At 51.8% G+C, this 13,178-nt stretch carries 16 protein-coding genes and 1 tRNA gene; 12 read left to right on the top strand and 5 right to left on the bottom strand.

The annotated features are described in order from the left end of the window. Positions 1 to 20: 20 nt before the first annotated feature. From pdxS to MKY74_RS03480, 8 genes are all read left to right on the top strand, one after another. Positions 21 to 902 carry a pyridoxal 5'-phosphate synthase lyase subunit PdxS gene (gene pdxS / locus MKY74_RS03515; protein ID WP_076176926.1) on the top strand — a complete coding sequence of 294 codons (882 nt, stop codon included), beginning with the start codon at positions 21 to 23 and terminating at the stop codon, positions 900 to 902. Positions 903 to 921: 19 nt separating this feature from the next. Beyond that, positions 922 to 1,500: a pyridoxal 5'-phosphate synthase glutaminase subunit PdxT gene (gene pdxT, locus MKY74_RS03510; RefSeq protein WP_076176927.1), complete on the top strand. Its 579-nt coding sequence runs from the start codon at positions 922 to 924 to the stop codon at positions 1,498 to 1,500. A 225-nt stretch (positions 1,501 to 1,725) separates the two neighbouring features. After that, positions 1,726 to 3,015, top strand: a complete 1,290-nt coding sequence (gene serS / locus MKY74_RS03505; protein WP_076176928.1) for a serine--tRNA ligase — start codon at positions 1,726 to 1,728, stop codon at positions 3,013 to 3,015. 67 nt (positions 3,016 to 3,082) lie between these two features. After that, a tRNA-Ser gene (locus tag MKY74_RS03500) sits at positions 3,083 to 3,171 on the top strand. Between the two features lie 131 nt (positions 3,172 to 3,302). Further along, on the top strand, positions 3,303 to 3,647 hold the full coding sequence (locus tag MKY74_RS03495) for a hypothetical protein (protein WP_076176929.1): 345 nt from the start codon (positions 3,303 to 3,305) through the stop codon (positions 3,645 to 3,647). A 16-nt stretch (positions 3,648 to 3,663) separates the two neighbouring features. Continuing rightward, positions 3,664 to 3,840 carry a hypothetical protein gene (locus MKY74_RS03490; protein ID WP_163883141.1) on the top strand — a complete coding sequence of 59 codons (177 nt, stop codon included), beginning with the start codon at positions 3,664 to 3,666 and terminating at the stop codon, positions 3,838 to 3,840. A 30-nt stretch (positions 3,841 to 3,870) separates the two neighbouring features. Beyond that, positions 3,871 to 4,026 carry a small acid-soluble spore protein P gene (locus MKY74_RS03485; protein WP_076176930.1) on the top strand — a complete coding sequence of 52 codons (156 nt, stop codon included), beginning with the start codon at positions 3,871 to 3,873 and terminating at the stop codon, positions 4,024 to 4,026. Positions 4,027 to 4,196: 170 nt separating this feature from the next. Next, positions 4,197 to 5,279, top strand: a complete 1,083-nt coding sequence (locus tag MKY74_RS03480) for a hypothetical protein (RefSeq protein WP_076176931.1) — start codon at positions 4,197 to 4,199, stop codon at positions 5,277 to 5,279. A 61-nt stretch (positions 5,280 to 5,340) separates the two neighbouring features. Here the strand turns inward: MKY74_RS03480 and tadA are convergent, their stop codons facing one another. Then, positions 5,341 to 5,847, bottom strand: coding sequence for a tRNA adenosine(34) deaminase TadA (gene tadA, locus MKY74_RS03475; RefSeq protein ID WP_260845856.1), 507 nt, complete (start codon positions 5,845 to 5,847; stop codon positions 5,341 to 5,343). 286 nt (positions 5,848 to 6,133) lie between these two features. Here tadA and MKY74_RS03470 point away from each other — a divergent pair, with 286 nt between their 5' ends. Next, positions 6,134 to 8,434: an ATP-binding protein gene (locus tag MKY74_RS03470; RefSeq protein WP_341011642.1), complete on the top strand. Its 2,301-nt coding sequence runs from the start codon at positions 6,134 to 6,136 to the stop codon at positions 8,432 to 8,434. Between the two features lie 48 nt (positions 8,435 to 8,482). After that, positions 8,483 to 9,187, top strand: coding sequence for a 23S rRNA pseudouridine(2604) synthase RluF (gene rluF / locus MKY74_RS03465; RefSeq protein ID WP_076176933.1), 705 nt, complete (start codon positions 8,483 to 8,485; stop codon positions 9,185 to 9,187). 141 nt (positions 9,188 to 9,328) lie between these two features. Here rluF and motB read toward each other — a convergent pair whose 3' ends face one another. Together motB and motA are read right to left on the bottom strand one after the other, a co-directional pair. Further along, complete coding sequence (motB, locus tag MKY74_RS03460) at positions 9,329 to 10,144, bottom strand: flagellar motor protein MotB (protein WP_076176934.1); 816 nt, start codon at positions 10,142 to 10,144, stop codon at positions 9,329 to 9,331. Next, positions 10,128 to 10,928 (bottom strand): flagellar motor stator protein MotA, encoded by an 801-nt coding sequence (gene motA, locus MKY74_RS03455; protein ID WP_076176935.1) that lies wholly within the window; start codon positions 10,926 to 10,928, stop codon positions 10,128 to 10,130. The genes motB and motA overlap by 17 nt, the downstream gene beginning before the upstream one ends. A gap of 345 nt (positions 10,929 to 11,273) precedes the next feature. Here motA and MKY74_RS03450 point away from each other — a divergent pair, with 345 nt between their 5' ends. Both MKY74_RS03450 and MKY74_RS03445 read left to right on the top strand, forming a co-directional pair. Continuing rightward, positions 11,274 to 11,567 (top strand): hypothetical protein, encoded by a 294-nt coding sequence (locus MKY74_RS03450; protein WP_076176936.1) that lies wholly within the window; start codon positions 11,274 to 11,276, stop codon positions 11,565 to 11,567. 186 nt (positions 11,568 to 11,753) lie between these two features. After that, positions 11,754 to 12,059, top strand: a complete 306-nt coding sequence (locus tag MKY74_RS03445; protein WP_076176937.1) for a 4a-hydroxytetrahydrobiopterin dehydratase — start codon at positions 11,754 to 11,756, stop codon at positions 12,057 to 12,059. Positions 12,060 to 12,142: 83 nt separating this feature from the next. On the opposite strand, the gene MKY74_RS03440 is transcribed toward MKY74_RS03445, so the two are convergent. Next, complete coding sequence (locus MKY74_RS03440) at positions 12,143 to 12,502, bottom strand: c-type cytochrome (RefSeq protein WP_076176938.1); 360 nt, start codon at positions 12,500 to 12,502, stop codon at positions 12,143 to 12,145. Positions 12,503 to 12,666: 164 nt separating this feature from the next. Continuing rightward, entirely contained in the window at positions 12,667 to 13,155 is a 489-nt protein-coding gene (locus MKY74_RS03435) for a GNAT family N-acetyltransferase (protein WP_076176939.1), read from the bottom strand. Between the last annotated feature and the right edge of the window lie 23 nt (positions 13,156 to 13,178).

Genomic DNA, 13,178 nt, shown 5'->3' with positions numbered 1-13,178 from the left:
ATTTCGGGAGGCGTAAACCATTGGAAACGGGAACTTCGAGAGTTAAAAGAGGTATGGCTGAAATGCAAAAAGGCGGCGTCATCATGGACGTCATGAATGCCGAACAGGCAAAGATCGCTGAAGCTGCGGGCGCAACGGCCGTTATGGCATTGGAACGCGTTCCTTCGGATATTCGTGCTGCCGGCGGTGTAGCGCGTATGGCTGACCCTACGATCGTAGAAGAGGTTATGAAAGTCGTATCGATTCCGGTTATGGCGAAAGCCCGTATCGGTCATTATGTGGAAGCGAAAGTGCTTGAATCCCTCGGCGTCGACTACCTCGACGAGAGCGAAGTTCTGACGCCTGCCGATGAAGTATTTCATATCGACAAATGGGACTTCACCGTGCCGTTTGTTTGCGGCGCCAAAGACCTGGGAGAAGCGCTGCGCCGCATCGGCGAAGGCGCGTCGATGATCCGTACGAAAGGCGAGCCGGGAACAGGCAACATTGTCGAAGCCGTTCGTCATATGCGTCTGATCAACAGTCAAATCCGCAAAGTGCAAAGCATGTCGAAGGACGAGCTGTATGCCGAAGCGAAAAACCTTGGCGTACCATACGACCTTCTGCTTGGTGTTCACGAGAGCGGCAAGCTGCCGGTCGTTAACTTTGCTGCGGGCGGCGTGGCTACTCCAGCCGACGCGGCGCTGATGATGCATTTGGGAGCCGACGGAGTGTTCGTGGGATCGGGTATTTTCAAATCCGATAATCCAGAGAAGTTTGCCCGCGCGATCGTGGAAGCAACAACGCATTACCAAGACTACAAGCTGATTGCCGAAGTATCCAAAAACCTGGGTGCGCCAATGAAAGGCATTGAGATTTCGAAGCTGAGCCCGTCTGAGCGGATGTCGGACCGCGGCTGGTAAGAGAGAGAAGGCTGGACATATGAAAATCGGGGTACTGGCGCTTCAGGGTGCCGTAGCAGAGCATATTCGCAGCATCGAGCTGGCCGGCGCCGAAGGCATCGCCATTAAAAAGGTAGAGGAACTGGAGCAAGTTCAGGGCCTGATTATCCCTGGCGGCGAAAGTACGACCATCGGCAAGCTGATGCGGAAATACGGGTTTATTGAAGCGATTCGCCAATTTTCGGATGCAGGCAAGCCGATTTTCGGCACCTGTGCCGGATTGATCGTATTGGCGAAGTCGATCGAAGGCCAGGAAGAGCCCCACTTGGGGCTGATGAATATCACCGTGGCGCGCAATGCTTTTGGGCGTCAAAGGGAGAGCTTTGAAACAGATTTGGACGTCAAGGGGATTGAGGAGCCGGTTCGTGCCGTCTTTATCCGTGCTCCTCTGATCCGCAGTGTGGGCGATGGAGTCGACGTACTGTCCTCCTATAACGACGAGATTGTGACCGCGCGAGAGGGCCATTTGCTCGCCTCTTCGTTCCACCCTGAACTGACGGATGATTACCGGCTCCATCAGTATTTTGTGGATATGGTAAAAGCCAGTCAAGCGTCTTAAATCAGCAGGATAAACGATGGTAACACGATGACACCTTGACTCTTTTGATGATATCTAAACGCTGCCTCCTGGGTAAGCTTTAGGTAAAAGGTATTCCTCGGCTGGCGGCGTTAGCGGCGGTCTGAGGATACCTTTCAAGGGGTCAGGGTTGTTTTTTGATTCAAGCAGGTCTCATCATGGAAGTACGTCGCACAAGACGTTTTTCTTTTTAGGAGGAATTGTCCAATGTTGGATGTGAAAATATTACGCGGTGATTTCGCGAGAGTGGAGCAGGCGCTCAAAAACCGGAACAAGTCGCTGGATCTGATCGCCGGCTTTCCCGAGTTGGATACCCGCCGCCGGGAGCTGCTGCAGGAGAGCGAGGCGCTGAAAAACCGCCGCAACACCGTTTCCGGTGAAGTAGCCAAGCGCAAAAAGAACGGGGAGAACGCCGACGAGCTTATTCTGGAGATGCGTCAGGTTTCTGACCAGATCAAAGCGATGGACGAGGAAGTTCGCGAACTGGAGGCGTCTATTTCTGATCTGACGATGGCCATTCCGAATATTCCGCACGAATCGGTACCGGTCGGCCAGTCCGAAGAAGACAATGTGGAGCTGCGCCGGTGGTCGGAACCGACGATGTTTGATTTTACGCCAAAAGCCCACTGGGATCTGGCCCAGGACCTGGGCATTCTTGATTTTGAAGCGGCAGCCAAGGTTACGGGTTCGCGGTTTACGTTCTACAAGGGGCTCGGTGCCCGTCTGGAGCGTGCGCTCATCAACTTTATGATGGATTTGCACAGCAGCGAGCATGGCTACGAAGAAATGCTTCCGCCTTATATCGTCAATGGGGACAGCCTGCGCGGTACCGGACAGCTTCCGAAGTTTGAAGAGGATCTGTTTAAAATCCGTGACACGGACTACTATTTGATCCCGACCGCTGAAGTGCCGGTGACCAACTATTACCGTGATGAAATTTTATCGGTGGAAGATCTGCCGAAGCACTTCGTGGCTTACAGCTCCTGCTTCCGTTCGGAGGCCGGTTCAGCCGGACGTGATACACGAGGCTTGATCCGCCAGCACCAATTCAATAAAGTGGAACTGGTGAAGCTTGTGCATCCGGATTCCTCTTATGAAGAGCTTGAGAAAATGACGGCAAATGCGGAGCGCGTTCTTCAGCTGCTGAAGCTGCCGTATCGCGTGATGGCGCTCAGCACGGGAGATATGGGCTTCTCGGCGGCAAAAACGTACGACCTGGAAGTTTGGCTGCCTGAGAGCGGTGCTTACCGGGAAATCTCCTCTTGCTCGAACACGGAGGACTTCCAGGCACGGCGTGCGAATATCCGTTTCCGTCCTGAGCCTAAGGCCAAGCCTGAGTTTGTGCATACGTTGAATGGATCGGCACTTGCCGTAGGACGGACCGTGGCGGCCATTCTGGAGAATTATCAGCAGGCCGACGGCAGCGTGGTCGTTCCGGATGTGCTTCAGCCTTATATGGGCAATGTTAAAGTTATTGTCCCTAAAAGCCAGGGTTGATATTAGCATTAAACTGTGGTAATATATTTTTGTTACGCGTTGCGTGACACTGATGTATTTTCCACGTGGAGGGGTACCGAAGCGGTCATAACGGGGCGGTCTTGAAAACCGTTAGGGCGCAAGTCCACATGGGTTCGAATCCCATCCCCTCCGCCATTTAAACAAACCAATGACAAAGCCTATTCTGCTTATGCAGGAGCGGCTTTTTTTGTTTTTGCCAAACGCCGTTATCGCATAAAAAGAGCGCATCCTCCGCACATTAACAAAGGCAGGGGAGGTGTTCAATCATGAACCGAGACTTTGAATTGAACCAAAACAAATTGGTCCAAGCTTGGCAATCCCAGCTTCCTCAAACGCTTGACTCATCCGACCAGGCACAGGTGTTTGCCGACGAGGCAAATCCCCAGGCGCTGCGGATCCATATCGATACCGCGGGACGGTCGAAGTATTCATTCGACTTCCAGTGCTCCTACGTGGATACACGGGAGGTTAAAGTGGATCTGGTGGATGTAGAACGCGAAGGACGCACGGTAGACGAACGCACGGATGTCATTCAGAATATGGCGCAGGATTACACCCGCCAAATTCACGAGTGCGCCCAAGCCCTTCACGATTTGACGCATCACTCTTAAGAAGAGAGGGACAACGATGACCAAAGCCAAACCGGGTGTCGACAAAAATCTCAGCAACGTCGTCGAGGATTTGGATCAAACGGCAGTGAACAGCCATCAGGCAAATCAGTTGCAGCAGAAGCGAAATGATCGCAGGCATGAAGATGAAATCAATCATCAGCACACGATCGACCTGGAGCATCCGCATTCTTAACCATCCTAATGTATACAGGGGGAATCGCCGATGAGTAAACCAAACGCTGTTCCGGTACCTGAAGCGCAAGAGCAGCAGCCGCGTAACCGGGACCGGGAGCGGTCCGGTATGCAGGAGCCGTTGTCCGGATCGAAGAAGGTCAAGAACCGGAATCATGTTAGTCATTTGAATAGAGAAGGGTCCTAAGGTCCCGTCTAAAAAGGCATCCGGCTAAAAGCCAGGATGTCTTTTTTTGCGTTAAAAATGAAAATTCACCAAAAGATTTCCAAAAAAGGGTTCCGGTAACGGACGATATCGTTTATGATTACAAGGGGTATTTTTTTGCTTTTTAGAGATGAGAGGAGAGAGAGATTGTGATGAAGAAGAAATGGGCAGCCCTGATTCTTACACTGGTCTTGGCAATGACCGTGGTGCTTGCAGGCTGCAGCAGCAAGAAGGAACCGAAGGAAGCGCTGGAGGCTTCGGCCGTCAACGCGATGAAAATGACATCGTACGAAATGAAGAGCAAGGTAACGATTAAAGATCTGCAGGTTACCAGTGCAAGTGCGGATAACGCCGCAGCCAGCCAAGTGATGAGCATGCTGAAAAATGCGGAATTGACGATCGATGGGGTATATCAGAACGATCCACAACAAACGGAGATGACGCTCGGAATTAACCTGAAGGGCGACATGTCCATGAGCTTTAACATTCCGATGGTAATGACCCAAGATAAATTGTACGTCAAAGTGCCGAGCATCCCGATGCTGCCGCTGCCTGAAGACGTTGTAGGTAAATTCCTGGTACTCGATATGAAAGAGCTGGCGGAACAGCAGGGAACGTCCTTTAACCCCGACATGATGAATCCCGAAAAGACGAAGAAGCTCGCCGGCGAAATTATGAATACCCTGTTTACCGAATATGATGGTAAGAAATATTTTAAAGACGTTGCTGTTAAAGATGCTAACCTCCCGGATGGCGTGGATGCCAAGCAGGTGGTTCAATTCTATGTAACCAATGACAACGTGAAAGAAGCGGCTGACATTCTGGTGAACAAAGCGCTGCCGAAAATTCTTGATATTATCAGCAAGGAAGAGTACCGTGAAATGCTCGGCGTTAACCAGGAAGACATCGACGATATGAAGAAGGATCTGAACTCGACGGACAGCAAGGATGAAATCAGCAAAGGCCTGAACGACCTGAAGAACTACCTGAAAGTCAACCAGTTCGAAGTCAACACGGCTATCAATAAAGATAACTTCCCTGCTTATCAGGATGCTGTGATGAACGTAGAAATGAACGATCCGGAAACGAAGGACAACATGAAGCTGTCGCTGCAGGCGACGAGCCAATACAGCAAGATCAACGAGAAGCAAACCTTCAGCATCGGCATTCCAAAAGAAGCGGATGTTATTACGATGGAGCAGCTTCAGGAGAAAATGGGAGCTACGGCTTACTAAGCAAGCCCCGTACGAATCACAACAGCCCGGCCAGGGTTACTGGCCGGGCTGTTTGTTTGTGTCAGCCTTTCCCCCGCAGCTTGCGGAAAAACTGGGTCAGCAGCCCAGCGCATTCCTCCTGCAGCACATCGGCAATGACCTCGGTGCGGTGGTTGAAGCGCGGCTCCTGCAGCAGGTTCATCAGCGTTCCAGCGCATCCCGCCTTGGGATCGTAGGTGCCGTAGACGACCCGCGGGATGCGGGACTGGACGATCGCGCCGGAGCACATCGGACACGGCTCCAGCGTGACGTATAGCGTGCAGTCCAGCAGGCGCCACGATTGTACGGCTATGCTGGCTTCCCGAATGGCGACAATCTCAGCGTGGGCGGTCGCGTCCTGGGACGTTTCCCTTAAGTTATAGCCCCGCCCGATGATCTCCCCGTTGCGGACGATGACCGCGCCGATCGGCACCTCCCCCAACTCCTCCGCCAATTTGGCTTGGTGGATCGCCTCGCGCATCCAGTGTTCATGACGATCATTATCCACAGACTCATCCACATGAAGCGGATGTTTCGTTTGATTTTCCAACGTAAAAGAGCCTCCCTGTACCGAATTTCGGCTTATTCAGCGAACAAGCATTCTATTGTTAACATGCTGTGCATAAATTTGTGGATAACTATTTGATTACGCACAGAATTATCCCCAATTTATTAAATGGTGCTGTGAATATGTTGATAAGTTGTGGACATGCTGCGTTATTTCGAGTTAAGCTGATCATTTTCGACAAGCTTTTCAAATATCAGCCTACAGAGTATGATGGAATAGATTATTCCAATTATCGCCAAGGCAAGATTAGAGGTGACCCGATGTGTCAATGAAGAAGAAACTGTCCCTCACCATGGCCGGTTCACTCTGTCTGATTTTACTTTTAAATATTATTCTTAGTTTGTACACAACGCAAGCCAGTTTACGCCGGGAAAGTGAACGCAAAATGCTGCTGGCCGCCAGGCAGGTGGCCGCTTCCATTGAGCAGAGCCAGGAGAGCGCCGGCATGGTCGAACGCCAGATCGGGGAGCTTCTGCATGTAGCTGCCAAATTGGCTGCCAAAGAGCTGGACCCGGATATCCAGAACATTACGAACGAGCAGCTGGCCAAGCTGAGCAAGCAGGTGGGAGTCACCCATATCGCCCTGCTGGTCCGAACCGGTGATGATATTATCATTGCCAAGTCCTCGGAACCTGCTGAGCTCGGTCTATCCACCAAAGACTGGGGATACTGGTATAAGGCGTTTAAGCAGCTCTTTGAGGAAGAACGCGTAACGATTCCGTACGGGGCGGCTGCCGACCATTTTTGGACCGGACCGTTTGAATATTCGAACTCCAAGCCGAACGTGATCGACAAATGGGGTTATTATTATGACGCCAAACGAAATTATATCATTGATCCGTATATTCGCACCGATTCACTCCATCAGATCGGAACCCATATCCCGAGTCCGGAGGAGGTGCTCGACAAAACGAAGAAAATCAACGGGGAGATACTTGAAATCAGCTGCATCAATCCGCAGACCTTTGCGGGCGTCCGAATGTCCGGACAAGGATATGTCCATGATAAGACTAAGCTGCATAATCGGCCGATACGATACGGTACCTATACATATATCGACCTCGAAAACGACAAACAGGCTGTGGAGAAGGCGGCACAGACAGGAGCGAATGTCGTTTATGAAACGCGCATCGATGGTAAAAAGCTGTTAAAGAGCTTTATCCCTGTGAACAGTGCGTCTCAGGCATCCTACATCATCAGCATTGTCATGGATTATGCGCAAATATCCAAGGTATTGCAGAAGCAGCTTGTCTCTTATATATCGATTTCGGCCTTTCTGTTGATTTTGTTCGTCATTGTAAGTTATAAGCAGGCCGGATACTTCATTCGGCCGATCGATGCGATTCTGGGTAAAGTGAAAAACGTCGCCCAGGGGCGCTTTGATACGCCGCTTGTCATCAACAGCAAGGATGAGCTTGGATTGCTTGCCGCCAAAATCAACACGATGACCGATAATCTGAGCAGCTATACCGACCAGCTAAAGCAGGCCGTGGAAGAGAACCGCTCGGTGAAAGAGCATCTGGAGTCTGTCATCCAGCAGACGGCGGATGCGATTCATACGACGGACCTTGAGGGGAATATCCTTCAGGTCAATCAAGCTTTTGAAAAGCTGTACGGCTGGTCAAGCCATGAAGTGATCGGTAAGCGGATCAATCTGATTCCCGGCCATTTGGAGGGGGAAGTGCAGGCAAGGCTCGACGCTTTAATGCAGGGCGAACAACTGCCTGCAGTAGAAACGGTCCGAATCAAGAAGGACGGGACCCCTGTGGAGGTCAGCATCAGCACGTCAGCGGTCAGGGATCCGGAAGGAAAGGTCGTATCGTTCATCAGCATCTCAAGAGACATGACGGAACGCAACCGGATGGACGAGCTGCTCCGCCGGTCCGAGAAGCTGACCACGGTCGGGCAGTTGGCGGCCGGGGTGGCGCATGAGATCCGCAATCCGCTCACGACGCTGCGGGGATTCCTGCAGCTGCAGGAGTATAACAACCGCGTCGATCCGAAGCACAACCAGATCATGCTGTCTGAGCTGGAGAGAATCAATCTGATCGTGAGCGAATTTTTAATTTTGGCCAAGCCCCAGGCTGTGCACTTCCGAAATAAAAATGTTCGTGATATTTTAGAGGATGTGCTGTCGCTGCTGAGCAGTCAGGCCAATCTGCACGGGATTGAGTTCGTCATGTCCTCCCAGACGGACGAGACGGACGTTCACTGCGAGGAGAACCAGCTGAAGCAGGTCTTTATCAATTTGCTGAAAAACGCCATGGAGGCGATGCCTGAAGGCGGCGTCATTCGTATCGAACTGTTCCGGCCGGACCCGAACCACCTGGGGATTACGATTACGGATGAAGGCGTAGGGATTCCTGAGCACCAGATGGAGAAGGTAGGAGAACCCTTTTTCACCAACAAGGAAAACGGGACAGGCCTTGGCCTGATGGTCAGCCAGCGGATTGTGGAGGGCCATAAAGGATCACTTCAGATCGAGAGCGCCGTTAACAAGGGCACTCAGGTTACGTTAACGCTGCCGGCGGCACAGCCGGAGCATGGGGAAGGACCAGAACGGGAATGATCCGCACTCTTGTCCGGGGTAAACCATAATGAGATGGGGTTATAAGCTTTGAGGATTAACAAATATATCAGTGAGACCGGGTATTGTTCCCGGCGTGAAGCGGATAAGCTGGTAGAGAGCGGGAAGGTGACGATCAACGGCGTTCAGGCGGTGTTGGGCAGCCAGGCGGAGGAAGGGGACGACGTCCGCATCAACGGCCGGCCCCTGCAGGCGAAGAAGGAGACGCATGTCTACATTGCGCTGAATAAACCGGTTGGGATCACCAGTACGACGGAGCAGCATATCAAGGGCAACATTGTGGACTTCGTGGGCCATTCGGAGCGGATTTTTCCGATCGGCCGGCTGGATAAAGATTCCGAAGGGCTCATCCTCCTGACGAGTGACGGCGACATCGTCAATAAAATACTGCGGGCCGAAGGCAAGCATGAGAAGGAGTACATCGTCACGGTGGACAAGCCGGTTACGCCGTCCTTTTTAACAGGCATGGCCAGCGGGGTGAAGATTTTGGGCGAAATGACCCTTCCCTGCAAGGTAACGCGGATCTCGGAGCGGGTGTTCAAGATCATTCTGACCGAGGGGAAAAACCGGCAGATCCGCCGGATGTGCAGCGCCTTCGGCTACGAGGTGCGCCGACTGCAGCGAATCCGGATTATGAATATCCACCTGGGATCCCTGGGCAAAGGGAAATGGCGCGATTTAACGCCGCAGGAAAAGGAAGAGCTTGGACAGCTGCTGAATTACCGCCTCGGATAGAGGGCAGGCCTGATACAGGGTGAGGGCTTCAACCTATAATAAAAGGCCGGAAGACCATTCCCTGAGACATGTGCCGTCTACTATCAAAAAGGCTGCTCCCTTTATCCAAAGGGAACAGCCTGTCCATTAGTTATCGCTATGCTATTTTTTATTCGTGGTTACCGGGATTTGCTCGCTGATATTCTGGTACTTCCGGATAATGGATACCTCGACGCGGCGGTTTTTAGCACGGCCGGCTGCGGTATCGTTGGAAGCCACGGGCCGGAACTCGCCAAAGGCGGTGGAGGTGAACTTGGCCGGGTCGAGCTGCTTGTTGGTGAGCAGAATCTTCAGGAAGTTCAGCGCCCGGTTGGAGCTCAGGTCCCAGTTGGACGCGTACTCGCTGTTCGAGATCGGCATATTGTCCGTATGGCCGGACACGACGACGTCATACGTCGGGAACTGCTGCAGCATGCTGCTGATGGCGAGCGCCAACTGGCGTGACTCAGGCTTCACCTGAGCGCTGCCGGAAGCAAACAGGGCGTTGTCGCTGATCGTGATCGTAAGCTGCGATTGGTTCAGTTTGGTATCCAGCTGGTTCGTCAGGCCGTTCGTTTTGATATATTGATCCAGCTGCTGCTTCAGCTTCTCCAGGTCTTCCTGTTCCTGCTTAGCCAGCTGGGCTTTCTGTTTCTTGTCATTGTTATTCGTGACGATGCTCTCTTGGGAGTCTTTTTTGCCCTGGTCCATATTTTTATCCATCGGCAAATTGGATCTGAAGTTGAGCACGCCGTTTCCGGTGCTGAGGGCATTGTTGAAGGCCTGGCTCATTTCCTCGAATTTCTTGGCGTCCGTGGCGCTCATGGAATAGAGCACGATAAACAGGGCCAGCAGCAGTGTCAGCAGGTCGGCATAGGGGAGAAGCCAGGATTCGTCGGCATGCTCCTCATGCGGTTCATGTCTAGTCTTCTTGGCCACCTGAACCATCCTCCTTCTCATTCATTTGAGCGCGCTCGGAAGGGGTTAAGAAGACGGAGAGCTTCTGGCTGATCGCAATGGTGGATACGCCGGATTGAATCGACAGCAGTCCTTCCACCATCATGAGCTTGAGCTCCACTTCTTTTTTGGACAGGCGTTTCAGCTTATTGGCGATCGGGTGCCACAGGACATAACCGGTAAAAATACCGAGCAGCGTCGCAATAAAGGCAGCGCCAATCGCGTGGGCCAGCTCGGCCATATTCTCCATCTTGGTCAGGGCGGCGATCAGGCCGACGACGGCGCCAAGCACCCCTAGGGAAGGAGCATACATACCGGCTTGGGAGAAGAGCAGGGCACCTGCACGGTGACGCTCTTCCGTCGCCGCAATATCTTCCATCAAGACGTCGCGGACGAACTCCTGGTCGTTACCGTCGATAATCATGCGCATACCGTTGCGCAGGAAGGCGTCGTCGATTTCTTCGACCTTGGTCTCCAGAGCGAGGAGGCCTTCCCGGCGGGTGATGGAGGCCCACTCCATGAACAGGGTGATGAGCTCTTGACGCTGCATGAGCTTTTGTTTGACGAAGGTCATTTTTAACAGCTTGGGGAACTTCTTGATCTCAGACATCGGAAAGCCGATAAACAGCGTAGCGGCGGTTCCGGCGAGAATAATGACATAAGCGGCGGGCGTCAGCAGGCTGACGATCGGGGCGCCCTTCAGCACCATGCCGACTAGGACGGCAACCACACCGAGTATCAGGCCAACAATCGTTGAAATTTCCATTGCACACCTCATCCATGAGAAATAGAATTGAATCCTTTCGGAATCGACCGCGTTTACATCCTTGCAACATGGTCGCTTTCACAAAAAACGGTTTATATTATTTATCGACACCATTCTCTTTTTTTTTAAGGGATATTTTCCGGTATAATGAAATGACAAGGTTCATCTGTCCTACAAAATCAAGTCCGAGCACCATACCCTGAAGGGAATAATCACAGCACAAACGGGTGACGAATGGCCCACTTGAGACCCTGACACAGGGGCGCATGGAGCAGGGCATTCACCATTCACAATCATCGCTTATAGATCGTATGAGTAACTAAACTTCGATATGGAGGGAATGGCATGGGTGTTAAGCATGGTCGTGACTATGACGGCATATTGACCGATTTGACGGCAGCTGTCGGGGAAATTCCGGACAGTTATTTATTTTTTGAAATGGCGGAGCAGGATTGGATGCAGCTGGGCATCGAAGAGAAGCGTGAGGTGCATGAGGCGCTGGCGGAGGATTTGTTCTATGCGCTGGGAGCCGAACCTGTCATCACCGTTGGAAGCGGTGTCGTGATGTATGACAAGGACCATCACCGGATCAACCTCTTGATCGGCGACGAGGAGCTGACCGTAGTCTCACTGATATAGTCCCTGGGGCCGGATGGATTTTATAAACCCGTCCATGGTAAGATATTATTCGTATGTACTCTCCTTGAAGAAGCATGATTACATTCAGGGATGAATACAATGGGTAAAGGTTTTTCGCCCGAGCATACATTAATGACACATCCTGGTGAACCTCGGGGATGTTAGGTTTCAGGGAGGAACGGAAGAATGGTATATACGCAAGAAGAAGTAGAAACGCATTTGTCTAAGCTGGAAGGCTGGGAGCTTGAAGAGGGCCGCTGGATTGTGCGCAAATACGTTTTCTCCAATTTCATGAAGGGCATTTCCTTTGTGGATGAGGTTGCGGCCATTTCAGAGGCTTTTGGCCACCACCCCTTTATTACGATTGATTATAAAAATGTGACGCTGCGTTTGACTTCATGGGATGAAGGCGGGATTACGTCCCTGGATGTCAAGGAGGCCCACCAATTTAACGAACTGTTCGAAAAAATGCGTTCCGGCGAAAAAAGGTAACGAGAATAATGCAGCAAATAAAAACACGCTTTGCGATGAACGTCCCGTTCTTCCAAAGCGTGTTTCTGTATGCGTTACAACTGTTATTTCTTCTCAGCCAACCACTGGGCCACATTGGCAATCTCTTCAGCTTTCAACTTGTCTTTAAAGGATGGCATGCCGCCTTTACCTTTAGTGATAATGGTGTAAATCTCTTCAGCGGACAGTTGGCTTCCGATCTTTTGAAGGTTCGGGCCTACGGCACCCTGAAGCTGATCCCCGTGACAGCTAATGCAGCCTTGGTCTTTAACCACAGCTTCGGCCGCTGCGGCGTCCATCGTGACTTCCGGCATGGTCGGCTTCTCTTCTTCCGCCACCTGCTCTTTGCCTGGAAGCGTAAACATGAGCACAATTGCCATAACCACTGCGATCGTTAATACACCGCTCATGATCCATTTTTGCATCCGTTTTCGTCCTTTCTATGTAAACTGTCATTCTTCATTCCTTCATTATAACGGAACAAGCCATCACATCAAATAGTTTGTGTCAAAAAAGCAAACGAATCCAAACTTGGGGCCACCAAAAATACACAAATTTGTACCATTTTTATGATGATGGAATTTTCAAGTTAGACCCCTTCATAGACCATACAGTGAAACAGCTGTTCACCTTCAGGGGTCAGCTTGGGGTAGGTATCAGCGATGACAAACCCCGACTTCCCGTAAGCCCGGATGGCCCGCTTATTCCAAGTATGCACTTCAAGGTCGATTTCGTCCCCAGGCCGTCTTTCACGGGCTGCGGCGACCACAGCCTGCATAAAGCTCTTACCCAGCCCCTGGCCGCATAAATCAGGCCGCATGCCAACACCAAGCCGGGTCACGCCTGCCAAGGGAAAGAACTGCGCGAACCCGCACAAGGTATGATCAGCATCCAGGACGGACACATATTGGCTTTGCCTCACCTCAGGATCACCAAATTCGACGCCAAGCGTCTCCATCTGATCCCACGGCAGCCAGCCGTATAAATCGTATGGAGGCTCGTACACCCAGGCGCAGACGGTCTCAGCATGCTCCCGGGTCATGGGAACGATCATGAAGCTCTCATGTTGGAGGTTCATGTGCAGATCTCCCTTCCAGACCT

The sequence above is a fragment of the Paenibacillus sp. FSL R5-0378 genome, assembly GCF_038009285.1.
GTDB classification, from domain to species: Bacteria; Bacillota; Bacilli; order Paenibacillales; family Paenibacillaceae; genus Paenibacillus_AQ; species Paenibacillus_AQ favisporus.
The sequence above is the reverse complement of the archived record's forward strand: the minus strand, read 5'-3'. Positions and strand labels throughout refer to the sequence as shown.

Bases quoted from the DNA above. Each gene is read 5' to 3' on its own strand.
- MKY74_RS03490 (WP_163883141.1), top strand. From the start codon at position 3,664: ATGACCAAAGCCAAACCGGGTGTCGACAAAAATCTCAGCAACGTCGTC.
- MKY74_RS03435 (WP_076176939.1), bottom strand. From the start codon at position 13,155: ATGAACCTCCAACATGAGAGCTTCATGATCGTTCCCATGACCCGGGAG.
- MKY74_RS03440 (WP_076176938.1), bottom strand. From the start codon at position 12,502: ATGCAAAAATGGATCATGAGCGGTGTATTAACGATCGCAGTGGTTATG.
- pdxT (WP_076176927.1), top strand. From the start codon at position 922: ATGAAAATCGGGGTACTGGCGCTTCAGGGTGCCGTAGCAGAGCATATT.
- serS (WP_076176928.1), top strand. From the start codon at position 1,726: ATGTTGGATGTGAAAATATTACGCGGTGATTTCGCGAGAGTGGAGCAG.
- MKY74_RS03450 (WP_076176936.1), top strand. From the start codon at position 11,274: ATGGGTGTTAAGCATGGTCGTGACTATGACGGCATATTGACCGATTTG.
- MKY74_RS03485 (WP_076176930.1), top strand. From the start codon at position 3,871: ATGAGTAAACCAAACGCTGTTCCGGTACCTGAAGCGCAAGAGCAGCAG.
- MKY74_RS03445 (WP_076176937.1), top strand. From the start codon at position 11,754: ATGGTATATACGCAAGAAGAAGTAGAAACGCATTTGTCTAAGCTGGAA.
- MKY74_RS03470 (WP_341011642.1), top strand. From the start codon at position 6,134: ATGAAGAAGAAACTGTCCCTCACCATGGCCGGTTCACTCTGTCTGATT.
- motA (WP_076176935.1), bottom strand. From the start codon at position 10,928: ATGGAAATTTCAACGATTGTTGGCCTGATACTCGGTGTGGTTGCCGTC.
- MKY74_RS03495 (WP_076176929.1), top strand. From the start codon at position 3,303: ATGAACCGAGACTTTGAATTGAACCAAAACAAATTGGTCCAAGCTTGG.
- MKY74_RS03480 (WP_076176931.1), top strand. From the start codon at position 4,197: ATGAAGAAGAAATGGGCAGCCCTGATTCTTACACTGGTCTTGGCAATG.